This window comes from Lapidilactobacillus bayanensis, from assembly GCF_003946695.1.
In the GTDB taxonomy this organism is placed as follows: Bacteria; Bacillota; Bacilli; order Lactobacillales; family Lactobacillaceae; genus Lapidilactobacillus; species Lapidilactobacillus bayanensis.
The window spans coordinates 18727-43590 of sequence record NZ_RHOX01000005.1; the positions used below are offsets into that span (position 1 = coordinate 18727).

Genomic DNA, 24864 nt, shown 5'->3' on the forward strand with positions numbered 1-24864 from the left:
GTTTGATGAAGGAAATTACAGATTATCAGAATAAAAAAGTGATTGTTTTGGGTTTAGCAAAGAGTGGGGTCAACGCCGCTTTGCTGTTACATAAATTAGGAGCGCTGGTTACCGTTAATGATCGCAAGCCATTGTCAGAAAATCCCGAAGCACAGCAATTAGTGGAGGCAGGAATTCGGGTTATTGCTGGCAGTCACCCCGTTGAGTTGCTGGATGAAGACTTTACCATGATGGTTAAGAATCCGGGGATTCCTTATACTAATCCGATGGTTCGACGGGCTCAAGAATTAAAATTGCCTATTATTACTGAGCCAGAATTGGCGTATGAAATTCTAGATGGTGAATTTATTGGCGTTACAGGGACAAATGGCAAGACGACCACAACCACGTTAATTAATTTAATGTTAAATGAGGGCCAAAAAGAGCCACGGGCATTTGTTGCTGGTAATATTGGGGTACCGGCTTCAGTTGTTGCCCAAACGATTACTCCTGGACAAACAATGGTGACTGAATTATCTAGTTTTCAACTACTAGGAACGACTAAGCTTAAGCCCCATATTGCAGTCCTAACGAATATTTATGAAGCTCACCTTGATTATCATGGCAATCGGCATAATTATATTGAAGCAAAAATGAACATTGTCAAGAATCAGACGACCGCAGATTATTTCGTCATTAATTGGGATACGGAAGAATGGCGTGCATTAAGTAAACGAACTGCTGCACAAGTTGTGCCATTTTCTCGGCAAGGTTTATCTCATGATGGTAGTTACGTTCAGGATGGTTGGATTTACTTTCAAACTGAAAAGATTTGTTCAGTTGATCTGATTAAGATTCCTGGACAACATAATGTTGAGAACGCCTTAGCTGCTACAGCTGTTGCTAAAATCAAGGGCGTTAGTAACGAAGCAATTGCTAATGTCTTACGGACGTTTGCTGGTGTCCGGCACCGCATTCAATTCGTTGAGGAATGGCAAGGGCGGCGTTTCTACAATGATTCTAAGGCGACTAATATTGAAGCGACGACTGTTGCCTTACAGAGTTTTGAACAACCGATTGTCTTAATTGCTGGCGGTTTAGATCGAGGTTTTGTCTTTGATGAATTGGTGCCCTTGATTAAAGGGAGTGTCAAAGCAATGGTGGTTTATGGTGAAACAGCCGATTTGATGAAAGACGCTGGCGAAAAAGCTGGTGTTACAACCATCGTTAAGGTGGACGACCTAGTTGCTGCAACACACAAGGCAGTCGCATTATCAGCGCCTAATGACGTTGTGCTTTTGTCGCCAGCAGCAGCAAGCTGGGATCAATTCAAAACCTTCGAAGATCGTGGCGACTTATTTATTAAAACTGTTGAAGAAATTACGGGAAAAGTTGAGGAGCAGGCAAAATGAGATTGATGATTTCTGGTGGCGGTACTGGCGGACATATTTATCCTGCGCTGGCGTTAATCAAGAGATTACAAGAACGGCGCTTAATTGAATTAGATGAGGTCCTTTATGTTGGTACCTCTAAAGGCTTAGAAGCAGATATCGTGACTAAAGCTGGCATTCCGTTTGAAACAATTGAAATTCAAGGTTTTAAACGTAAGTTGACACTTGACAATATTCACACGCTAACACTTTTTCATAAAAGTTTAGCCCGGGCAAAAAAGTTAATTCAAGATTTCCAACCAGATATTGTGGTCGGAACTGGTGGCTATGTTTGCGCGCCGGTTTGTTATGAAGCTAGTCGTTTACATGTGCCAACCATCATTCATGAACAGAATTCAGTGGCTGGTGTCTCAAATAAATTCTTGGCTCATTTCGTTGATCGCATCTGTTACGTGTTCCCAGAGGTAGTTCATCAATTCCCTGAATCAAAGAAGCTAGTCTTTACTGGTAATCCGCGGGCTCAAGAAGTGTCAGCTTTGAAACCGCAAGGAATGTTAGCCAAGCTTGGTCTCAATGCTGAACTGCCAACGTTATTAATTGTCGGTGGTTCGCGTGGTGCAGCCCCTTTAAATAAAGCGGTTGTTGAGGGTATTCCTGAATTTTCTGAGAAGCCTTATCAAGTTGTCTTTATTACGGGTCGCGCGTTATATGACGACGTGATCAAAAAAGTCGGTTCACTGGAAGCAACACCAAATGTAAAGGTGTTAGCTTATCTTGATAACATGAGTCAACTTTTACCAGAAATCTCTGTCTTTGGCGGTCGTAGTGGTGCCACAACTTTGGCAGAAGTAACTGCCTTGGGTATTCCTTCAATTCTAATTCCCAGTCCTTATGTCACGCACGATCATCAGAGTAAGAATGCCGACTATTTAGTTAAGAATTCAGCTGCATTGCTGCTGCCGGAAATGGAATTAAATGGTCGCTCATTAGTTGCCGCTGCTGATCATATTCTCTTAGATTCAGAAGTATGGCAACGCATGCACATGGCGTCTTTAAAGTTGGCAACAACCGATGCCAGTGATAAGATGATTGAGCAAATGACTGAACTGATCAGAGCTAACCGTCATTAAATTTTAGACTTGTGAAAAAGGGGGTGAGCGTCCTGGTGAAAAAAAACGATGGTAAAAAAAATGCTGCTAAGCGTAACCCCAGTGCAACATTAGAATCATGGAAGAAATTCAAACGCGAACAAGATGAACGACGGCAGAATCAACAGACTCAACCAGTTGTTTCGGAGCAACAATCACCCCCAATAACTGAGAAACAACAAATGAAATCAGTAACGCAATCCAGAACCGCACCCCCACTAAAACCACCGCGACCTAAGCTAAGTAAAGCCAAGCGCTGGCGATTAACTTGGCAGATTATTGTCATCATCTTATTCTTCGGCACGATTCTTGGTGGCTTAATTTATCACGTTTCACCGGAAGCAAAAATTGCGGACGTTTCTGTTACCGGAGTTAAATTAACGGCGGCTCAAGATATTATCGATGCTAGCCATTTAAGTGGTCAGGATTATGTTTCAATAACATGGCTTCATCGGCAACGTACGGCTGCCACAATTAAGCAAAAGCTTCCGGCGTTAAAGCAAGTTACGTTGAAATTCAATCAGTGGAATAAAGTTGAGATCGCAGTTAAAGAGCATCAGACAGTTGGTTTCTTCGCAAAAAAAGATGGTTATCAACGGGTATTAAGTAATGGTTATGTTGATGATGAAGTGTTGGCCAAGCCATTAGGCAATTTTCCGGTCTATGATGGCTTTAAATTAGGGCAATCATTGAATCGCATTATCAAGTTATACGCCAAAATGCCCAATCAAATTCAAAATGCGATTTCTGAAATTAAAGCTGATCCTAGTAAAACGAATCCTTATCGTATTCATATGTATATGAATGATGGCAATGAAGTTGTCGCTGATTCACGAACGGTTATCAATCGTTTGAAGTATTATGGTAATATTGTGGCGCAAACGAAGAAAAAAGGGATCGTTGATTTAGAAGTTGGTGCTTATTTTGTACCTTTTGATGAAAAAAAATAAACTTTTTTCCGTAAACGAAAATAACAGTTTATTATCATATCCGTGATGTGTTAAACTTTAGTAAGTGCTAGTTTTTTTCAATATAATTAAACGAATTTTAAATAAATGATCGAGGAGGCTTTATTTTTATGGATAAAGCTCAAATATATGTGGGCCTCGATATTGGGACAACTGCAATTAGAGTTATTGTTGGCGAATCTGTCAATGACAAGTTGAATATTATCGGCATTGGCAGTGAAAGATCACATGGTCTTAAGAACGGCGTGATCGTCGACATTGACAAAGTTGTTACCGCAACTCGCAAAGCAGTCCATCAGGCTCAAACAAAAGCAAATATTAAATTTGATCAAGTTGTTGTTGGCATTCCTGCAAAGGACTTGGTAATTGAACCAGTCAAGGGAATGACCATTGTCGCTGATCAACCTAAGGAAATTACCACTGCTGAAGTTCGTCAAGTTGCTGCAGCTGCCTTATCCCGTAATTTACCGCCTGAACGAGAAGTTGTTGCGATTACACCAAAACAATTCATCGTTGATGGTCAAGAACATATTGTTGATCCTCGCGGCATGTCAGCTGTTCGCATTGAACTTGAAGCCATTTGCTATTCAGTACCTTCTATCGTTGTGAATAATATTCGCAAGGTTTTAGAACGTGCTGGTTTGAAGTTGAAGCATTTTGTACTTAATCCGTTAGGGTTGGCACATGTTGCTTTAAATGATGGTGAACAAGACTTTGGGACGGTTTTAGTCGACATGGGGGGTTCACAATCAACAGCTTATGTTATTCGTGATCATGAGTTGCAGTTTGTTGCTGCGGATGACGAAGGTGGTCAGAATTTAACTAAAGATGTTTCTGTTGTTTTGAACACGTCGCTTAGTAGCGCTGAGAAGATTAAGCGTAACTATGGCGTTGCTGATCCAGAAGCTACTTCTGTTACTGAGAAATTCCCCGTGGAGATTGTCGGTAAAGATGAGCTTATGTTGGTCGACGAAACATACTTATCTGAGATTTTGGAAGCACGGTTCGAACAAATTTTTGATCGCTTGGAAAAACAACTTGCTACCACAAAAGCTTTAGAGTTACCAGGTGGTGTTGTGTTGACTGGCGGTGTTGCAGAAACGATGAGTATTACGGCGCTTGCTTCTGATTTGTTAGGCCAAAAGGTTCGAATTTTTGCACCAAGGGAAATGGGTTTACGTAATGCGTCATTTGCAACGATTCTGGGGATTGTAAGTTATGCCGCTGATTTAAGTGAGATTGACTTATTGATAACTAGTGTGATCAATCAAAATGCTTTGGCTACATTTAAGAGCCAGCCGGCGACTGACAATAATCCTCAAGTTGAACAACAGCCCCAAGTTAATGAGAGCAATACTGGTAGTGGCTTCTTCAAGAACTTGAAGTCATTATTTAATGGTGATGCTCAAGAACATGATTCAGACGGTGAAGGTCCTAAGACGACATCAGCACAGCAACCTACGGAAAAGCCACAAAACAACGTACAGCCTAAGCAAAAGCCGAATGAGTCACAATCAAACAAGCCTGAATCAGAAAGTAAAATCCGCAGTTTCTTTAATAAATTTTTCGATTAGAAAACCGTTAAACCCATAGGAGGAAATCACACATGGACGCATCAAAAGATCAAAACCAAACTTCTGGCGCAGTAATTAAAGTTATTGGTGTCGGTGGTGCTGGTGGCAACGCACTAGATCGTATGATTGAAGAAGAAATTCAAGGCGTACAATTTATCGCTGCTAACACGGACTTACAAGTTCTAGATAAATCAAAAGCTGATATTAAGATTCAACTCGGGCCTAAATTAACACGTGGCCTTGGTGCAGGTTCAAAACCAGAAGTTGGCGAAAAAGCTGCTGAGGAAAGCGAAGAAGCTTTGACTAATGCTTTACAAGGCGCAGACATGATCTTTGTTACTGCCGGCATGGGTGGCGGTACCGGTACTGGTGCTGCACCAGTTGTTGCACGGATTGCTAAAGATCTTGGTGCCTTAACCGTTGGTGTTGTCACACGACCATTTACATTTGAAGGACCTGATCGTGCTCGCTTTGCTGCTGAAGGTATTGCACAAATGAAAGAGCATGTTGATACTTTAATTATTATTTCTAACAATCGCTTGTTGGAAATGATTGATAAGAAGACACCATTAAGCGAAGCCTTCCATGAAGCCGATAATGTTTTACGCCAAGGTGTCCAAGGTATCTCTGACTTGATTACTTCTCCTGGTTATATTAACCTTGACTTTGCCGATGTTACAAACGTGATGAAGGATCAAGGTACAGCCTTGATGGGTGTTGGTTCCGCTAACGGTGAGAACAGAATTGAAGATGCAACTAAGAAGGCTATTTCTTCTCCAATGTTGGAAGTTTCTATCGAAGGTGCACAAAAGGTACTGTTGAATATCACTGGTGGTTTAGACTTGACCTTGTACGAAATGGAAGCTGCTGCACAAATTGTTTCCGAAGCTGCTTCATCAAATGTTAATATCATCTGGGGTACTTCGATCGATGAAAGTATTGGTGATGAAGTTCGTGTCACTGTTATCGCAACTGGTATTGGCGATGGCACACCAAAGAAGCGTAAAGCAGCACCTAATCGCAATACGAATGCCCAACCTGTTGCAAACAATGTCACATCTACTACTAAGAAAGATGATGACCCTTGGAATATTTTACAATCTGAAACGGACAGTCGTAAGACGTCACAACGTCCAAATAATTTGAACCGTGAGTTTGAAAATATTGAGAAGCAAAATTTTGATACTTATCAATCACGTCAAATGAATGATGACAACAATAATTCTGATCAAGATGACGATGATGTACCACCATTTTTGAAACGTCGTCAGAAATAGTCAGTAATCGCAATCGTTATGAGGTGAATTAATATGGCTTTTGAAAAGCTAAGTCGTTTCTTCGGCATGACAGATGAGGATGATTACGACACGACTGATAATCAACCAGTCAAGATTGATAATGATTCAAATGGCGAAAAACTTGAGGTTGCCTCAAGCAATGTTGTTCCAATGAATAATAATACGCGTTCTGTTTCGCGGAAGATTGTCATCTCAGAGCCTAAGATTTACGCGGATGCCAAGGAAATTTCAACAAATCTATTAAACAATCAAGCTGTCATCGTTAATTTCACACAGATGGAAGAGGCTCAGTCACGCCGAGTTATCGACTTTTTGACTGGTACGGTCTTTGCCATTAAGGGTGAAATTCAACGAGTTGGCGATCAGATTTTTTTGTGCACACCACCCAAGTTTGAGATTGAAGGTTCAATTTCGGACATCTTACAAAGTGATAAGGATTTTGATTAATGACAACATTTCTGAATGGGATTTATCTCTTACTGAATTACGCGTTAACTGCGTATAGTTATGTGATTATCATTGACGTGATCATGTCGTGGGTACCACAAGCACGAAGCTCAAAATTAGGTGCACTTGTTAGTAAACTGGTCGATCCGTTATTTGACGTGATCGATCGTTTCATACCAACAATTGGCGGGATTAGTTTTTCACCAATTGTTGCGTTTTTCCTAATTTATTTGGTTCGTAGGTTACTTTCGTTGCTTTTCTTTGGTGTTTTCTAAACAATTAGGGTAAAGGATAAGGAGTGAGAAAATTGGATAGTGCTGTCTTTCAACATTTTCGCCCCGAGGAACGCCCTTTTGTTGAACGCATCAATGATTGGCACAATCAAGCACTTAACGAGTATCGGCCAATTCTGACTGACTTTTTAGATCCGCGGCAAATCTTCTTAATCGAAACCGTTCTTGGTAAGTTAGATGAGACTTTTCGATATTGGCAGGATGGCGGTTATAATCAATCTGAGCGGCGTCGCGTTATTTTTGCACCGGGCTATTTCCAACCGGAACCGGGGGATTTTCAAATTCAATTATTTGAAATCAAATATCCAACTAAATTTGCTAAGTTATCTCATGGTCGAATTTTAGGAACGCTGGTTAATTCTGGTTTGGATCGCAGTCAATTTGGTGATATTATCACTGATGGCGAACGCTGGCAATTCTTCGGGGTTGCGTCGATGGCGACGTTTTTCACCGAACAAATTACCAAAATTGGCTCAATTAATGTTCGAATTGAACCAATTCCATTGCTAGATGCCATCATACCGGTCGTTGACTGGCAAGATGAAACATTGATTGTAACGTCAATGCGTCTAGATACGATCATTTCCGATACGTTTAATATTTCGCGTCAACGGGCTAAGGAGTTAGTTGAGAATTCTCGTGTCCAAGTTAACTGGAGCGTCAATGAACGACCAGACTTTCAAGTGGATCTGCTCGACATGCTAAGCGTACGAAAATTTGGTCGCGTTCAAATTCGCGAAGTACTTGGTAAGACACGTAAGGAACGTTATAAGTTAAAAATAGCAACCTTGAGAAGAGAACCGTTAAGTCATTAATTGATAAGGAGATTTTAGAATGGCAGTTACACCTAATGATATTCAAAATCAGAAATTCGAAACACATTTTCGTGGTTATGATGTTGATCAAGTTCAAGATTTTCTTGATCAAGTTGCGGCAGACTACAATGATTTGTTATTGAAGAACCAACAATTAGAACAGTCACTGAAAGAAAGTCAAGAACGAGTCAGCTACTTCACCGATTTGAAGGATGCTTTGAATCAGTCGATTATTGTTGCTCAAGATGCCGGCGAACGTGTTAAAGCTAATGCCAGTCAAGAAGCAGAGCTAACAAAATCCGAAGCATTGAAGAAAGCAGATACTTTGGTTCGTGATGCAACTAACCGTTCTAATCAAATTTTGACCGACGCAACTGATCGTTCTCGTCAATTAACTGTTGAAGCAGAAGAATTGCGTAAGAGTACTCGTGTTTTCCATCAGAAATTACAAGTTCTCTTACAATCACAGTTAGCTATGGTTAATGCACCTGAATGGGATACATTGTTGAACCAGGCTGTTGTTGATCCTGCAGATGCTCGCTTTACTGATAATAGTCATGTAGAAGCTAACACCACTGCAGAGGTAGTTACGCCTAGCGATGTTCCAGCTGAGGATCCTGCTGATGTTAACGAGAGCACACAAGTTGTTGCTGATAATGATGCTGCACCAGTTGCTGAGGACACACCAGTTGATGATCAACCAGTTTTCCAACATCGTAACCGTGATGATCAAACGGAAGATCAAACAGAAGCACCAGTTGCTCCTGATGAAGATGGCGTAACAATTGTGTTTCCAGAGCAAGACAAGTAAACGATAGTTAATAATTAGGTTCAAGACTAAATGGTGAATTCAACATTTCAGCGAGTCGACGATGATGTGAGGTCGATATGTCAGTTCATTGTGCATCAACTTGAGCAACAATTAAACAATTAGTAATGAGTGGGAAGGTTAGTCCTTTCAATTTAGGTGGTACCACGGGAATCTCGTCCTATATTTTATAGGACGTTTTTTTGTATGCTAGTTTAAATTCATATCATTAGAAGTGAGTTAGAGCCATGTTTCAACTTGGTGAACTTCACCAAAGTTGAATGGACGTCGTAACGAACATCAAAAGTTTCTTAGTGGATTTTGCTAAGAAATTATCATTAGAAGTGAGTTAGAGGAGGAAGATCAATGAGAGTTAAAGATACCCTACATCTTGGTAAAACAAAATTTCCAATGCGTGGTAGTTTACCGAAACGTGAACCTGAATGGCAAGCAGACTGGGAAGAGAATCATCTTTATGAGCAACGTCAAAAATTAAATGAAGGGAAACCAACCTTCATGTTGCATGATGGCCCTCCATTTGCAAATGGTAATATTCATTTAGGCCATGCGCTTAATAAAGTTAGCAAGGATATTATTGTGCGTTACAAGTCAATGCATGGCTTTCGCGCCCCTTATGTACCTGGTTGGGATACTCATGGTTTGCCAATCGAGCAGCAACTTGCTAAACAAGGTGTTGATCGCAAGACAATGGCGCCGATTGAATATCGTAAAATGTGTTTTGATTACGCAATGAATGAAGTTGAGAAGCAAAAAGTCGGTTTTAAACGTTTAGGAATTTCTGGTGATTGGGATCATCCTTACATCACCTTACAACCAGAATTCGAAGCAGAAGAAGTTAGAATTTTTGGCAAGATGGCTGAGAAGGGTTATATCTACAAAGGTAAAAAACCTGTTTATTGGTCACCATCTTCTGAATCAACACTTGCCGAAGCAGAAATTGAATATCATGATATCAAGTCGCCATCAATTTATGTTGCCTTTAAAGTTATTGATGGTAAAGGCGTTTTGGATTCCGACACGTCATTGATTATTTGGACCACCACACCGTGGACAATTCCGGCTAACTTGGCTATTTCTGTTAACCCACGATTTGATTACAGTGTGATTGCAACAGCTGGTAAGAAGTATGTCATTGCAACTGAACGTTTAGCAGCAGCAACCGCTGCAATTGGCATTGAGGACTATACGGTTTTGAAACACGTCGCTGGCAAAGATTTGGAATACATCACTACTAAACATCCACTGTATGACCGCGAATCTGTGGTCATTCTGGGTAATCATGTTACCTTAGATGATGGTACCGGTTTGGTTCATACCGCACCTGGTCATGGTGCTGATGACTTTAACGTCGGTAGTAAATATCATTTACCAATTTATTCAGTTGTTGATGCACAAGGCTATATGAATGAGAATGCGCCAGGTTTTGAAGGGGTCTTCTATGATGACGCCAACAAGTTAGTGACAGATGCACTCAAAGAAAATGGCTCCTTGTTGAAGTTAAGCTTCTTTACCCATAGTTATCCCCATGATTGGCGGACTAAAAAGCCGGTGATTTATCGGGCAACAACACAATGGTTTGCTTCAATTGACGCTTTTCGTGAACAAATTCTTGAGCAGATCAAAGGAGTTAAGTTCTTCCCAGAGTGGGGTAAGACGCGTCTGTATAATATGATTCGCGATCGTGGTGACTGGGTAATCTCGCGGCAGCGTGCCTGGGGATTGCCATTACCAATTTTCTATGCAGAAGATGGAACTGCGATTATCACTCCAGAGACAACGCAGCATATCGCAGATTTATTTGCTAAGTATGGTTCAATTATCTGGTATGAAAAATCTGCCAAAGAATTATTACCAGAAGGTTTCACTCATCCTGGTAGTCCCAATGGTGAATTCACTAAGGAAAAAGATATTTTGGATGTTTGGTTTGATTCTGGCTCATCACATCAAGCGGTCATGGCTCAACGTGATGATTTGAGTTTTCCAGCGGACTTATACTTAGAGGGCTCTGACCAATATCGTGGTTGGTTCAACTCAAGTATTATTACGAGCGTGGCGGTAACTGGTCAAGCACCATATCGTCAAGTCTTGTCACAAGGATTCACTTTAGATGCTAAGGGTCACAAAATGAGTAAGTCATTAGGCAACGTGATTGACCCTAATGATATCTTCAAACAAATGGGTGCTGAAATTATTCGTCTGTGGGTTGCCTCAGTCGATACCAGTTCTGATGTTGCTGTTTCGATGGAAGTTATGCGTCAAGTTTCTGAATCATATCGTAAGATTCGTAACACAATGCGTTTCATGTTGGCTAATATTGCAGACTTCACTGTTGACCAAGATGCAATTGCTTATGAAGATTTACGCGAAGTCGATCAATATCTGTTAACTCGTTTGAATGAGGTAATTGCCAAATCATATGCAGCTTATGACGAGTATGATTTTGCAACCGTTTATAAGTTAGTTAATAGTTTCTTGGTTAATGATCTATCAGCCTTCTATCTCGACGTTGCCAAAGATGTTGTCTATATTGACGCTGAGAATGACCCTGAGCGGCGTTCGATGCAGTCTGTGATCTATGAATGCTTAGTGGACTTAACGAAGCTCTTAACGCCAATTTTGCCGCATACAGCAGAAGAAATTTGGTCATATCTCTCTGAACCGGAAGATTATGTTCAATTATCTGAAATGCCTAAAGTTAAAAAGTTAGCGAGTCAAGAAACGTTGTTAGTTCAGTGGTCGAACTTCATGAAGTTCCGCGCTGATGTTCATCGTGCGCTTGAAGAAGCACGTAATGAAAAAGTAATCGGCAAATCTTTAGAGGCCGCAATTACGATTTATCCTAATGCCGACTTGAAGAACTTATTGTCAATGTTGGATGCAGATTTAGCACAATTGTTAATTGTTTCTAAGCTAACGATTAGTGACCAAGAAGTACCAGCGGATGCAACAAAGTTCAATGATTTTGCAATCAAGGTGGAACACGCACCTGGTGAAGTTTGCGATCGTTGCCGTAAGACTTTAACCGATGTTGGTAGTGATCCGAAATTACCTAACTTGTGTGCAAGTTGTGCTGCCATTGTTCGTCAAGAATTCCCAGAAGTTCTAACTGAAGGTTTCGACGCCAATAAGTAACTGATTGTTGAAGGATGATTCAAGAGAAAAGTATGGTCTTTCGATGAACAAAAAGGTTCTGGGTTTGTCGCATCATAAGCCTACCTAGTCCGTTTGTTTGCTTCTCTGTGATAGTGCAGAGCAATTTGAGTACGGATGATTAAAACTTACAAAATTACGGAAGTATGATAAAAGTTAGATTAACTTCAATGCTTCATAACACTGTTCTATTGAATCAAAGTTTTGTTTGAAGGGAACGGTGTAATTAAGGCATTTAAGCGCAAGACTTTGGCCCATGATAACAACAAAAAAGAAATCAGGATTCTTTAGCCTGGTTTCTTTTTTGTTTGTTGAATATTCTGCGAATTATGATTTTAAGGAAGTGGGGTGAAACTCGAGTTGTGTTTGATGATTAATTAAACTAGTTGCTCTGCTTGATTAGTTTTTTAGTGAAGTGGAACGGTGTAGTTAAGGTATTCAAACTCAGGTTCGTATACTGCGTCAACAGAAAAAGTGAAGCTAGGATTTTTATTTCGACCTAACTTAACCAGATTTAACATCCAAGATTAACTAAAGCGCTATCAAAAGATCAACTTAAATTTAAAAAAATCGTTTACATTACAAATAAGATGTGTTATATTTTCATTTGTAAGGTTAACCGGTTAAGTGGAGGACTCCAAAATGCAATTAAAGTATCAGCAAGTTGAACAGTTTTTGTTACATCAATTAAAAAATGGTGATTTCAAGGAAGGTGATAAGTTTTATTCAGAGGCAGAATTAAAGGCCAAGTTCGAGGTTAGTTCTGCAACTGTGATTAAAGCAATTAATGAATTGGTTAGTAAAGGTTTGTTGACGCGTCAGCAGGGCAAAGGAACATTTGTTTCCAAAGCGCGTCAAGGACAACCAGTTAAGTTCTTTGATCACGAAAGATTCATTGATGCTGATGAAGAAGTTACAGTTCATACCATTCGTCAAGAAAATGAACCTCGCATCCTTGACGAATTGCAACTTAACACGGATGACAGTTATTACCACATTGTTCGTGTTCGTAAGATGAATCATGTTCCGGTTTATGTTCAGCATACGTATTTACGCACGGAATATTTCAATCAAAAAGCGTTAGTTGATCAAAATTATTATGCTTCTGTTTACGAACGTATTCGCGCAGATAGTGGCATTGATTTGTTCAATGCACCAATGGAAGAAACAACTAAAATTATTTTTCCAGTTCCTGATCTTGAACGTCAACTTTTGCAATTGACGGATCAGCAACCAGCAGCATTTATTAAACGTCATAGTTATTTACTCAATAATCAGATTATTGAATATGTTGAAAGTTATAAAAAATGGGATTATTTCGAATTCCAAATTAAATCAATCTAAAGGGAGCAGAATAATGCAGATTGCATGGTGGCAAATTTTATTGTTAACGGTTTATTCAGGATTTGCAATTTACGATGGTAATAACACAACTTTTGGTACGGTTAAACCTACAATGGCTGGATTTGTAGCCGGTTTAATTCTTGGCGATGTTCAAACTGGCTTAATTGTTGGTGGTACGTTGAACTTATTAGTCTTGGGTGTTGGTAACTTCGGTGGTTCGTCAATGCCAGATTACATGACGGGCGCATTATTGGGGACGGCATTTGCAATTATGAGTGGTAAAGGAGCACAATTTGGTGCAACTTTAGCTGTACCGATTGGCTTATTAATGATTCAATTGGATGTTCTGGCGCGGTTCTGCAATACGTTTTTCCAACATCGCGCTGAAAAGTTGGTTAGTGAGAAACATTTGAAACAAGCAACTTATATGAACTTATTCGGGATTATTCCAACGTCTATTTCTAGAATGTTACCTGTTTTCTTAGCATTAGTTTTTGGTTCACAATTCGTTCAATCCGTCGTTGATAACTTACCTATGTGGTTAATGAGCGGCTTGAAAACAGCCGGCGGTATTTTGCCAGCCTTAGGGATTGCGATTTTATTACGCTACTTACCAATTAAAAGAAACTTTGCTTTCCTACTTGTTGGGTTCTTCTTAGCCGCCTTTTTGAAAGTACCTGTTATAGGAGCGGCAATTATTGGCTTGGCTATGGCACTGATTGCATTTAATCGGGACACGTCAAAAACCGAGGCCGTTACGGAATCAAGTACAACTGAAGGGGAGGACATGGAAGATGAGTAAGAAAGATATTAAGTTAAGTCCAGAAATGAGAAAAGTTTTTTGGCGTTGGTATTTCTTCGGGCAAGCTGGTTGGAACTATGAGAAAATGCAAGGTTTAGGTTACTACTACAGCATGTATCCTTTGATCGATCAGTTATATGGTAATAGTGATGATGCAGTTAAGGCATCGTTGAATGAGTTGCAGTTCTTCAATACTAATAATTCTATGGCACCTTTAATTCTAGGTGTTGATGGTGCTATTCAAGAAAGCCAAGGTGTCGCTGCTAACGATGCGGTTGCTTCTCTTAAAACAGGTATGATGGGACCATTAGCAGGTATTGGTGATACATTATTTGCTGTCATTCCTAATACAATTATTGGTTCAATTGCATCATATATGGCTTTAAAGGGTAATGCGTTTGCACTGATTCTGTGGTTGGCTTACGGTGTATTGCGCTTAACAATCATGCGTAGTTTCGTGGCCATGGGCTACCGTGAAGGGGTTAAGTTAATCAGCTCATTAGGTAATCGCCTGAAAAAAATCACTAGTGCAGCTAATGTGTTAGGAATGACGGTAATCGGCGCGTTAATTCCTTCTGTTATTACAGCTGGTTTTGCTTACACTTTTAAAAATGGCGATGTTAAGATCACCTTGCAAAGTTTAGCTGATCAAATTATGCCCGGCTTAGCACCAGCACTTGTGGTTCTATTTACTTATTGGTTATTAGGTCGCAAGAAGATGAATTCTACCCGTGTTACGCTAATCTTAATTTTAGTTGGTATTTTAGCTTATAATCTTAAAATTTTTGCATAGAGAATAGATAAGGAGAACCATCATGAAAGGCTTTGTGAATATCAGAATTGATGACCGTTTAATTCACGGTCAAGTTGCAACACGTTGGTCAACTGGGTTGAAAGTAAATCGAATTATGGTTATTGATGATGAAGTAGCCGCAGATGAGGTTCAAAAGAGTATTCTCCGCATGGCGGCACCGGCGGGAATTAGTACGTCAATCATCACTGAAGAAAAAGCAATTCATAATATTAAAGCCGGCAAGTATGAAAGTCAACGTGTTTTATTAGTTGTTAAACGGCCTAAGGTATTGTTAGATTTAATCAACGCTGGCATTCCAATCGATAAAATTAATGTCGGCAATATGTCTAACCGGGACGAAACTGTTCAAGTGAAAAAGTCAGTTAGTTTAACTGCTGAGGAACGTCACGATATTGAAGTAATTATGGCCCAAGGTGTCAAAGTAACCGCACAAATGGTACCCGATGATCCAGAAGTTGATTTCAGTAATTTCTTGAAGTAAATCAAAATTAGCAATCGAACTAAAATAAATTGAACTCGATGCTTAACAACGCCGCTTTGTTTGACCAAACTTTTTTAGGTGCACAAAACGGCGTAATTAAGACATTCGAATTCAGATCTTTGTCCCATCACAATAAAAAATACTGGCATTGGAGCTTTATTCCAGTTGGCAGTGGGATATTTTTAAGGAAATGTCGGCAGATTGTGTAAAAGTAATGGCGATTGCAATTAAGTTATTTTTTTGTTCCAATCTTTTTAGAAGGTGGTCAATCATGCAAACAGAACTAATTAATCAAGGTCAAAAAGTTGATGATGCTTGGCTAACCAAGATGCTTAATCAGTGTGTTGGTAAGTTACGAAAAGCGTTGCCTAAATTTCAAAATGCTTTTCCCTCGGCCTGTACAACCAATATGAAATACCGTATTAAGGGTAATGATGATTGGACAAACGGCTTTTGGACCGCGATGATGTGGCAAGCGTATCAAATCACGAATGATTCGGAATTTAAGGTTCAGGCTGAAGAACAACTCGTTAGTTTTAAGCAACGTTTGGCGGACAACTTTATTCTTAATCATCACGATATTGGTTTCTTGTATTCTTTATCTGCCTATGCTGGTTATCAAATTACTGGTTCAACCACTGATCAAGCAATGGTGGTTGCGGCGGCCGATGTTTTAGTTGGTCGTTTTCAAAAGAAAGGTCAGTTTATTCAAGCTTGGGGAGACTTAGATAATCCTGACGAGTATCGTTTAATTATCGATTCCTTGCTGAACCTTCCCTTATTATTTGAAGCAGCAAAAATTAGTGGCGATTCGCGATATGCCACAATTGGTCAACAACATTATCAACAGGTGCTGGATTATATTGTCCGGCCAGATTTTTCAACTTATCACACATTTTACTTTGATCCGCAAACTGGTCAACCGCTCAAAGGAGCGACGCGTCAAGGTTATTCGGATAATTCTTGTTGGGCGCGTGGACAGGCCTGGATTCTATTAGGGATGCCACTGTATCGTCGTTTCTTCCAGGAGACTAATCAGCGAGAACGCTATCAGGAATTATTGAACTATTACTTACAACATTTGCCTGCTGATGGCGTTCCGTACTGGGATTTGATCTTTACTGAGGAAGATCAACAACCGCGAGATAGTTCGGCCGCGGCAATCGCGGCTTGTGGAATGATTGAAGCACAGAAACAAGGTTATTTAGCAAATGGTCAAGAACTAGCTCGTGGTATTATTTATCGATTGGGTGAATCCTATTTAACTGGCGCTGATCAAGAAGGTTTATTACAACATGGTGTCTATGCTTATGCAGATAATAAAGGCGTAGATGAAGCTAATTTATGGGGTGATTATTTCTTCATGGAAGCACTGATGCGATTGAAATATCATGATTGGCAAACTTATTGGTAAGAGGAAGATATGATAGATTTTAAAATTGGATCAGAATTTCTGATCGACGGACAACCAATCAAATTATTATCAGGTGCCGTTCATTATTTTCGGATTGCACCGAGTCAATGGCGTTATACCCTCGAAAAAATGATTGAGGCTGGTTTAAATACTGTTGAGACTTATATTCCCTGGAATGTTCATGAGCCAGTAGAGGGCAAATTTAATTTTAGTGGTCAGGCAGATCTAGTTAAATTTATTGAGTTAGCTGCAGATTTAGGATTGTATGTGATCGTGCGGCCCAGTCCCTATATTTGTGCCGAGTGGGAGTTTGGCGGCTTTCCAGCATGGTTATTACGGTATCCAGATATGATTGTGCGTACTAATACGCCACGTTTTATTGAGAAAGTTGCTCATTATTATCAACGTTTATTTAAAGAATTGGTACCATTACAATTTACTCACGGTGGTCCGATCTTAATGATGCAAGTTGAGAATGAATATGGTTCTTTTGGCAATGACAAGAATTATTTGCGTAAAATCAAGTCATTGATGGAAGAAAATGGCGTTGATGTACCATTGTTTACTGCAGATGGTGGCTGGCAACAAGCATTACAAGCCGGTTCACTAATTGAAGATGATGTTTTAGCTACCGCTAATTTTGGATCTCATGTTGCTCAGAACTTACAGGTATTACAATCGTTCTTTGACCAGCACCACCAGAAATGGCCTTTAATGTGCATGGAATTCTGGGATGGCTGGTTTAATCGTTGGGGCGATGACGTAATTAAGCGTGATGAGACTGACTTTGAAATTAGCCTGAAAGAGTTGATTGATCATCAGGCTAGTTTTAATCTTTATATGTTTCGGGGTGGAACGAACTTTGCTTATTATAATGGCTGTTCTTCGCGTCATGAAATTGATTTGCCACAGATTACATCATATGATTATGATGCAATTCTTCATGAAGATGGTACTGAGAATGATAAGTTTAAAGTATTGCAAACGGCTCTGGCAGCAAACAGCCAGCCAAGGCTTCCGCAACTAATCAATCAAGATTTACCGACAGTACAGCGAACTGATCAGGTACGTGTTTTTGATGTGCTTGCTGAACTGACGCAACCTGTTGTTAGTGATTTACCCCAATCGATGGAAAATTTGGGCTCAGGTTATGGCTATGTTTTGTATCAGACAATGCTAACCGGTTATGATGCAGAAGAAACTTTACAATTAGTTGATGCCCGTGATCGGGTTGATGTTTATCTGAATCAACACCTCATTGCCACTCAATATCAAGCAACTCTTGGTGAAACGATCACGGTAGAATTACAAACAACGAATCATGTAGATCTATTAATTGAAAATATGGGGCGCGTTAATTATGGCGCGCGGCTGCTTTCGCCAATACAACGAAAAGGCCTAGGCACTGGCTTAATTGTCGATCGCCATTTTCATTATCAATGGCGACAATGGGCCTTAGATTTTTGTCATCTTGAAAAGATTGATTGGACCAAGCATGTTTGTTCATACGGACCCACGCTTAATCGTTTTAAATTTGAATTGGGAGAACTAGCTAATACCTATTTGGATTGTCAAGACTTCGGTAAGGGGATTGTCTTAGTTAACGGGCAAAATATTGGGAAATATTGGTCGGTGGGACCGAAAAAGCGTTTATATATTCCAGCTGATTTCTTAAAAAAAGGCGACAATGAAATCGTTGTGATGGAAACGACAGCGTGTGACGTGACGACTTTAAATTTTATGAGTAATGGAGATTAACAACGATGAAACAATTAGTTCTAATTAGTCATGGTAATGTTGCAGCAAGTTATTTACAGAGCTTAGATATGATTGCTGGTAGTCACCATCAAGTAACAGCGATTACCTTTGATGGTGAGATTAGTAAGGCTGAGCTTGGGCAACAAATGGTTGAGCAAGTTGGTTCTGATGAAGCAATTATTGTTGCTGATTTGCCAGGTGGGACGCCGTGCAACGTTGCATTGGAGCAATTTATGAACAATGATAAGGTCACAATACTTGCTAGTCTGAATTTACCGATGCTTTTAGAGTTGTACTTAAACTTGAACAACACTGATTTTCAAATACCCCAAGCCGTGGCAACCGGTCAGGATAACATTTTTGATGTGAAGATCAAAATGAGAGCGACGGCTGCTGACGACGAATAGGGTTCTGATTTATTTATCAGTGGCGCCGATTAATCTTTCGCAGAATCATGGCGGATTGTTGACTTTCAGCTAAAAAGACTGGTTCTAACTTTTACCAATACCAGAAAGTGATGACCAAAAAACCTGATGATTGAGAAGTTTTGTTAACTTCTAAATCATCAGGTTTTTTAAAATCTAATTAATGGTTAGTGTCGGTGACGTCTTTGCGGTAGGTTGAACCGTCGCTTGTTGTCCCATGACTATAAGCGAGAAGATGATTCTTTAATTCATCTTCCATTTTTTGTAGTTCAACTTCTGCGTGTTGACGTTTAGTGTGACCTTCTTGTTGAATCTTCAAGGTTTCTTGTAAGGTTTCAATCAAATCGTTTTGCGTCTTCTGTAAAGTCTCGATATCAACCACACCACGTTCATTCTCTTTAGCAGTTTCGATTGCTGAGATTTTCAACATTTCAGAATTCTTCGTTAATAAATCATTGGTCGTTTGTGAAACCTGCCGTTGGGCCGTTACCGCATCTTTTTGGCGTAATAAGGTTAGTGCGATGGCGACTTGGTTCTTCCATAACGGAATTGCCGTGTTAATCGATGCCTGAATCTTTTCGGCAAGGGCCTGATTCGTGCCTTGAATCAACCGAATTTGCGGTGCTTGTTGGATGGTAATTTGTCGTGCTAATTCCAAGTCGTGGGTTCGCTTCTCCAAGCGATCAGCAAATTGCTTCAAATCATTAGCTTCTTGAACTTGCATTTGATCGCCAGACTTCTCAGCGGCAGCCAGAAGTTGGGGAATTTGCCGCTCCTGTAAATCTTGTAGCTTCACTTTGCCGGCAGCAATATAAACATTCAAGGCGTCAAAATAGTCTTTATTCTGATCGTAGAGACCGTCTAGCATTTTATTATCGACGAGTAGCTCATTCTTCTGATGATCCAGTCTGGTACCAATGGTGTCGATTTGTGCGCCGATTTTTTGATACTTGGCGGTTATTTCGTAAACAGAACGTTTCACTTTGCCAAATAACTTGCGAAATACATTACTATCTTCGGCGCGTAGTTCGGACGGATTTGCTTCGTTTAAGCGGTACATTAAATCAGTTAAGGCACCGCCAATTTCACCGGTTTGTTGACTTTGGACTGAATTCAACATTTGCTGTGAGAATTCTGATAATTTTTTTTGGGCGTTAGCACCGTAATTTAAAACCGCAGTTTGATTTTTAGTATCAATTTGTGTGGCTAATGCTTCAGCTTGTTTGCGTTGTTCAGGGGAGAGTTTATCTAAACTTTGATTAACATTCGTCTGCGGCGTTGCTGTCGTTGCAGCAGTATCCTCATTCGAAAACGGTGTTGCTAACAAATCATCGTATAAGTTTTGTTGGTTATCTTTTTTCTCAGTCATGGTTAACATCACCATCTTTATTAGTTTGTGCGTCAGAATCGTCTGACGTTGGGGTAGTTTGCTCGTTAGTCGCTTGTTGATCTAAATAATCTTTTTGGATTTGACTTAACTGATCTTGCATTTGAGCGATTGAACTTTCGCTATTACCACTAAAGTCAGGTTGTTTCTGTGGTTTGTTGACTGAATCTAAGGTTGAAGAAAGGTCGGAAATATCGTCAGCAACGAAATTGGTATAATCCTTTTTCATTTGTTCACTGAGGTTAGCGAGAACTTCGACACTTCGATCAAGAACAGCATAGGTATCTGCAGTTTTAATTTCGTGGCGATTGATCTCTTGATATTTCTTGGCAATTTGGACACTGCTAGGCAAATGTTTGTAAAGAAAATCAGCGGCCTCTTGTAAACGTTGTGGTTCTCTGACGAGTGCGGCAAACATTGCCTTGCTAACTTCCAGAGTGTCGTGGTTCAAGTTGATTGCCCGTAGTTTCGGTACAGCGGTCATCGTTGTTTGGAGTTCGACGATTTGTTGCTTGGCATCGGCCATCGTTTCACGGAAGACGTTAATGTCCGCGTCTGATAATCCGACTTGATAATAATGGTTCAAGAGTTTCTTACTCGGTTCTTTTTCCTTGCTACCGGCAGCTTTAGTAAAGGAATCAAGATGGGGTTGGGTGTTCTTCGTTGTTTTGAGACCGCCAAGAAGAAATGATGTAAAAGCGAAAACACCGGTAATAATAGACAGTTCAAAACCATCTTGGTTGATTGAAGTCAAGAAGGATCCTAGTGCGCAGGAGATTGTCAAAAAATAGAAGAAACCTGCACAAAATTTCCGGAAGCGTCCTTTATCACCTTGACGCTGGATTGAAAAAACAACGAGTGCAAACGAGGCAAAAATAATGGCCAATGATAAAATCCGAATCGCAATTGCTGTTGCATCATTAAAGGCAAAAACATCGATGAAAAAAGCAAGGATTAAAACGATCGGTATCAAGCCTAAGAGTTTAGTTAGATTTTTTTTGTTCATGATAGACCTCCATCACAACTTTCTATCCAAATTCTAGCATATCTGCGCCAAACCTAAATAAGGCTAAGGGTTGATTTTAGTCTCATGCTTTGGAAAGTCGTGTGGATTTCCGCCTGTAGTGCCATGTGTTCGGGCGATTTTTCAAGTATAATAGATTTATTAAATCAGCGGACTCGCGTTGAAATTTAGATGTACTAAAAGTAAGCTAAAATAATTTACAGTGTGAAACAGATAAGGTATTATAGTAACATTGTGGAAAGAGTGATTTCATGAATGATTTTAAAGAAACGGTCACCGGCGATGAGTTGGTTTATCACGGTCATATTTTAGATGTTCATCACCAGACTGTTGAACTACCCAATGGTCAAGCAGCCTATCGAGATATTGTCAAACATCATGGTGCAGTGGCAATTCTGGCTTTGTTGGATGAGAATCATGCCTTCTTTGTTCGGCAATGGCGGGCACCGCTTGAACACGAAACGGTGGAAATTCCCGCTGGTAAAATTGATCCTAATGAGACGGATCCACTGGCCGTTGCGAAACGTGAATTAAATGAAGAAATCGGTTATGCTGCTAATTCATGGCGGTTATTAAGTCGCTTCTATTCATCACCAGGCTTTGCTACTGAAAAGATGCATTTGTACTTAGCAACCGATTTGCAGGAACTTCCGCATAAACGAGCTTTAGATCCGGATGAATTTTTGGAAGTCAAAGTTTTAACGTTGAAGCAAATTCAATCGTTCTTAAGACAGTCAGATTTTATCGATGCCAAAACGTTGTTGGCTGTTAAGTACTGGGAACAGTTACAACATGATGAGGTTAGTCATGAAGCATAATCAAGAACAGCAGGGTGGATTCTTCCGCCGTTTACGTCGTCTTTCAGCGAAGAATGATCAACAGGAACAAGTGACTGCAACAACACCTAAAGGAACTTTCGTCGATGATTTAGATGTCAGTGCGGCTAAAAGAGCGACGGCTGCCACGGAATCAATGTCGCGCGTTGCCCGCAAGCAGGCTCATGAACAAGAATTCAAGAGTGCCAAAACGGTTCATCCAGATATGCGGCGCCGGTTGAATTGGGCAATTGGGATTGTTGCCATCTTAATTGTGGTCGTCTATTTAGTTCTGTTCTTCGTTTAATTGGATTCATTAAATACAAAAACAAATGGGGTATTTTTAGTGAAAATCGGAATTATTGTGCCGATGGCAGAGGAAATTATTTTATATCGGAAAAAACTTTCGGCGTTAACAACTGAAACAATTGGTGGCGCGGAATTTACTGTTGGAACATACGAAAACACAGAGTTGGTGTTAGCTCAATCAGGGATTGGCAAAGTGCAAGCTTCCATGACAGCAACTATTTTATTCGATCATTTTCAAGTTGCGGCCTTAATTAATACCGGTTCAGCGGCAGGTGTGGCCACTGGCTTGACAATTGGCGAATTAGTATTAGGTCAACAATTGGCTTATCACGATGTTGATGTGACTAATGGTGGTGATTATGTTGTCGGGCAAATTCCTGGGCAGCAGTTGTTCTTTAAGTCTAATCAAGCGCTGCTAAATGTTGTCGAACAGACAGCAACAGCATTAAATTTACCGGCGACCACCGGTTTAATTGTGACTGGTGATCAATTCGTTGCCAACGCTGAACATGTTGCTGCAATCAAAGATAATTTCACAGGGGTGGCTGCGATTGAAATGGAAGGTGCTGCTGTCGCTCAAATTGCCACGAACTTCAACAAACCATTTTTGATTATTCGTGCAATTAGTGACAACGGTGATGCAGATGCTACGGTCAACTTTGACGAATTCGTTAAACAAGCCGGTAAAAACGCTGCCGAATTATTATTAAAGGCAATTCCAAATATTGCCGCTTTAGAAGGGAACGAAGTATAGTGACTCATTATTATTTCGACAATGCAGCAACGACACCAATGAGTTCAACGGTCGTTACGGCAATGAGTCAAGCACTAGCTACCGATTTTGGCAATGCCTCTAGTACGCATTACTTTGGTCGGCTGAGTCATCATTTACTTGATGATAGTCGCCGGGTGATCGCCAATAGCATTCACGCGCAGACTGACGAAATTATTTTTACCAGCGGTGGTACTGAAGGCGATAATACGGCGATTCTTGGCACCGCATTAACTTACGGTAAAAACGGTAAGCACATTATTACCACGCAAATTGAGCACCCAGCGGTTTTGAAAACGATGCAATTTTTGACAACGTTAGGTTATGAAATCACTTATTTACCTGTTAATAAACAAGGTTTAGTCACGGCACAACAGGTTAAGGCGGCATTGCGGCCGGATACGATTTTGGTTTCAATCATGACGGGTAATAATGAGATCGGCTCAATTGAACCGATTGCAAAAATTGGTGCGGTCTTAAAAAATCATCAGGCTATTTTCCACACGGACGCGGTTCAAGCTTATGGGATTCTCGATATTGATGTCCAACAGATGGGCGTTGATCTGTTATCGATCTCTGGTCATAAGTTACACGGTCCAAAGGGAATCGGCTTCTTATATATGAACGAAAAGGTCAACTTAGAGCCATTTATGCATGGCGGTGAACAGGAACATTTACGCCGTGCTGGTACGGAAAATATTCCTAGTATTATTGGCTTGGCTCAAGCAGTGAAAGATTTAACACCAGTCAATAAAAAAGCCAAACGAGAAAAATTGCAAAATTTGAAACAGATCTTGCTTACTGACTTAACTGCGTCTGGTGTTGATTTTGCAATCAATGGCCCGGAGCCTGAACAGGCTTTGCCCCATGTTTTAAATATTTGGTTAAAAGGCGTGCCGTCCAATTTAGCGTTAACTAATTTGGACTTGAAGGGTTTTGCAGTTTCGGCTGGGTCTGCATGTACCGCTGGTAGTCTGGAACCATCTCATGTTTTAATTGCGATTATTGGCGATGAAAAGGCACCGCAAATTAGCGAATCCCTACGAATTTCCTTCGGTGATCAAAATACGGTTGAAAGTGTGCACTTGCTGGCACAAGCAATTGCGGAAGTGGCGCGGGATTATTTGGGGTAGTGGTTCTTCGCGCTTGCGCAAAGGCTGTTGATAAAGTGTGGTGGGTTCCGTGGCGGCGAAGAAATACTTTGCGCTGGAACGTAGTGGGCGTCGATTTGAGCCGATTAAAAGACAAATCGTCTCAAATACGAGCCTTAATGTAAGCAATAAATTGCCAACATTAATGTCACTACTGAGCGGTATTTCTTCGCCGCCACTAAACAAGCAAGAGGGCAACCTTTGCGCGAGCGCTGAATTGACGAGTGGTTGGATCACAAAAAATTTCCAATACAAATCTACAATTAAGTCAATTTAAATCTTTAGAAGTACAAACTTGCAGTTAAGTCGCACTAACGCACTTTAGTCAGTGCCGAAGGAAAATCGCGGTCAGCTGTGAAATTGTCGTTAGCAATTTATTGCTTACGAGAAGGCCGAGCTTTAAGACAATCGTAGATTGGCTTAAAGTCGAGCCCACAGCGTTCCACCAGCGTATTTTCTGTAGGCACGAAGAACAG

At 40.4% G+C, this 24864-nt stretch carries 24 protein-coding genes; 22 read left to right on the forward strand and 2 right to left on the reverse strand.

Annotation, left to right across the window (positions count from 1 at the left end):
• The first annotated feature begins 5 nt into the window (after positions 1-5).
• The 17 genes from murD (at position 6) to EKM65_RS02910 (ending at position 18912) form a co-directional block, all read left to right on the forward strand.
• Positions 6-1391 (forward strand): UDP-N-acetylmuramoyl-L-alanine--D-glutamate ligase, encoded by a 1386-nt coding sequence (gene murD / locus EKM65_RS02830; RefSeq protein ID WP_125605300.1) that lies wholly within the window; start codon positions 6-8, stop codon positions 1389-1391.
• The gene (gene murG / locus EKM65_RS02835; RefSeq protein ID WP_125605302.1) at positions 1388-2500 is read left to right on the forward strand and encodes an undecaprenyldiphospho-muramoylpentapeptide beta-N-acetylglucosaminyltransferase; all 1113 of its coding nucleotides are present in this window, start codon (positions 1388-1390) and stop codon (positions 2498-2500) included. Before murD ends, murG begins: the two co-directional genes overlap by 4 nt.
• A gap of 35 nt (positions 2501-2535) precedes the next feature.
• Positions 2536-3468: a cell division protein FtsQ/DivIB gene (locus EKM65_RS02840; protein ID WP_125605304.1), complete on the forward strand. Its 933-nt coding sequence runs from the start codon at positions 2536-2538 to the stop codon at positions 3466-3468.
• 128 nt (positions 3469-3596) lie between these two features.
• Positions 3597-5060 (forward strand): cell division protein FtsA, encoded by a 1464-nt coding sequence (gene ftsA / locus EKM65_RS02845; protein ID WP_125605306.1) that lies wholly within the window; start codon positions 3597-3599, stop codon positions 5058-5060.
• Between the two features lie 32 nt (positions 5061-5092).
• Positions 5093-6337, forward strand: coding sequence for a cell division protein FtsZ (gene ftsZ, locus EKM65_RS02850; protein ID WP_125605308.1), 1245 nt, complete (start codon positions 5093-5095; stop codon positions 6335-6337).
• 33 nt (positions 6338-6370) lie between these two features.
• Positions 6371-6805, forward strand: a complete 435-nt coding sequence (locus EKM65_RS02855; RefSeq protein WP_125605309.1) for a cell division protein SepF — start codon at positions 6371-6373, stop codon at positions 6803-6805.
• A complete protein-coding gene (locus EKM65_RS02860) occupies positions 6805-7080 on the forward strand; it encodes a YggT family protein (protein WP_125605311.1) in 276 nt (91 codons plus the stop codon). The genes EKM65_RS02855 and EKM65_RS02860 overlap by 1 nt, the downstream gene beginning before the upstream one ends.
• Positions 7081-7112: 32 nt before the next feature.
• Positions 7113-7913 (forward strand): YlmH family RNA-binding protein, encoded by an 801-nt coding sequence (locus EKM65_RS02865; protein ID WP_125605312.1) that lies wholly within the window; start codon positions 7113-7115, stop codon positions 7911-7913.
• A 19-nt stretch (positions 7914-7932) separates the two neighbouring features.
• Positions 7933-8724: a DivIVA domain-containing protein gene (locus EKM65_RS02870; RefSeq protein WP_125605314.1), complete on the forward strand. Its 792-nt coding sequence runs from the start codon at positions 7933-7935 to the stop codon at positions 8722-8724.
• A gap of 363 nt (positions 8725-9087) precedes the next feature.
• The gene (ileS, locus tag EKM65_RS02875) at positions 9088-11874 is read left to right on the forward strand and encodes an isoleucine--tRNA ligase (RefSeq protein ID WP_125605316.1); all 2787 of its coding nucleotides are present in this window, start codon (positions 9088-9090) and stop codon (positions 11872-11874) included.
• A gap of 660 nt (positions 11875-12534) precedes the next feature.
• Positions 12535-13236, forward strand: a complete 702-nt coding sequence (locus EKM65_RS02880) for a GntR family transcriptional regulator (RefSeq protein WP_125605318.1) — start codon at positions 12535-12537, stop codon at positions 13234-13236.
• A gap of 13 nt (positions 13237-13249) precedes the next feature.
• Positions 13250-14038 carry a PTS mannose/fructose/sorbose/N-acetylgalactosamine transporter subunit IIC gene (locus EKM65_RS02885; RefSeq protein WP_125605320.1) on the forward strand — a complete coding sequence of 263 codons (789 nt, stop codon included), beginning with the start codon at positions 13250-13252 and terminating at the stop codon, positions 14036-14038.
• Positions 14031-14831 (forward strand): PTS system mannose/fructose/sorbose family transporter subunit IID, encoded by an 801-nt coding sequence (locus tag EKM65_RS02890; protein WP_125605322.1) that lies wholly within the window; start codon positions 14031-14033, stop codon positions 14829-14831. The genes EKM65_RS02885 and EKM65_RS02890 overlap by 8 nt, the downstream gene beginning before the upstream one ends.
• Before the next feature lie 22 nt (positions 14832-14853).
• Complete coding sequence (locus EKM65_RS02895) at positions 14854-15333, forward strand: PTS system mannose/fructose/N-acetylgalactosamine-transporter subunit IIB (RefSeq protein ID WP_125605324.1); 480 nt, start codon at positions 14854-14856, stop codon at positions 15331-15333.
• A 271-nt stretch (positions 15334-15604) separates the two neighbouring features.
• Positions 15605-16747 carry a glycoside hydrolase family 88 protein gene (locus EKM65_RS02900; RefSeq protein WP_125605325.1) on the forward strand — a complete coding sequence of 381 codons (1143 nt, stop codon included), beginning with the start codon at positions 15605-15607 and terminating at the stop codon, positions 16745-16747.
• A gap of 9 nt (positions 16748-16756) precedes the next feature.
• Complete coding sequence (locus tag EKM65_RS02905; RefSeq protein WP_125605327.1) at positions 16757-18505, forward strand: glycoside hydrolase family 35 protein; 1749 nt, start codon at positions 16757-16759, stop codon at positions 18503-18505.
• A gap of 5 nt (positions 18506-18510) precedes the next feature.
• On the forward strand, positions 18511-18912 hold the full coding sequence (locus EKM65_RS02910) for a PTS sugar transporter subunit IIA (RefSeq protein ID WP_125605329.1): 402 nt from the start codon (positions 18511-18513) through the stop codon (positions 18910-18912).
• A 178-nt stretch (positions 18913-19090) separates the two neighbouring features.
• Here the strand turns inward: EKM65_RS02910 and EKM65_RS02915 are convergent, their stop codons facing one another.
• A complete protein-coding gene (locus EKM65_RS02915) occupies positions 19091-20299 on the reverse strand; it encodes a toxic anion resistance protein (RefSeq protein ID WP_125605331.1) in 1209 nt (402 codons plus the stop codon).
• A complete protein-coding gene (locus EKM65_RS02920; protein WP_125605333.1) occupies positions 20292-21323 on the reverse strand; it encodes a 5-bromo-4-chloroindolyl phosphate hydrolysis family protein in 1032 nt (343 codons plus the stop codon). Before EKM65_RS02920 ends, EKM65_RS02915 begins: the two co-directional genes overlap by 8 nt.
• Positions 21324-21592: 269 nt before the next feature.
• On the opposite strand from EKM65_RS02920, the gene EKM65_RS02925 reads away from it, so the two are divergent.
• Genes EKM65_RS02925 through EKM65_RS02945 form a run of 5 tightly spaced genes read left to right on the forward strand, consistent with a single transcriptional unit; the run spans position 21593 to position 24665 of the window.
• A complete protein-coding gene (locus EKM65_RS02925) occupies positions 21593-22159 on the forward strand; it encodes an NUDIX hydrolase (RefSeq protein WP_125605335.1) in 567 nt (188 codons plus the stop codon).
• Entirely contained in the window at positions 22149-22463 is a 315-nt protein-coding gene (locus EKM65_RS02930; RefSeq protein ID WP_125605337.1) for a hypothetical protein, read from the forward strand. Before EKM65_RS02925 ends, EKM65_RS02930 begins: the two co-directional genes overlap by 11 nt.
• A 39-nt stretch (positions 22464-22502) precedes the next feature.
• Positions 22503-23219 (forward strand): 5'-methylthioadenosine/adenosylhomocysteine nucleosidase, encoded by a 717-nt coding sequence (locus tag EKM65_RS02935; protein WP_125605339.1) that lies wholly within the window; start codon positions 22503-22505, stop codon positions 23217-23219.
• Positions 23219-24370 (forward strand): cysteine desulfurase family protein, encoded by a 1152-nt coding sequence (locus tag EKM65_RS02940; RefSeq protein ID WP_125605341.1) that lies wholly within the window; start codon positions 23219-23221, stop codon positions 24368-24370. Before EKM65_RS02935 ends, EKM65_RS02940 begins: the two co-directional genes overlap by 1 nt.
• A gap of 49 nt (positions 24371-24419) precedes the next feature.
• Positions 24420-24665: a hypothetical protein gene (locus EKM65_RS02945; protein WP_125605343.1), complete on the forward strand. Its 246-nt coding sequence runs from the start codon at positions 24420-24422 to the stop codon at positions 24663-24665.
• The last annotated feature ends 199 nt before the right edge of the window (positions 24666-24864 follow it).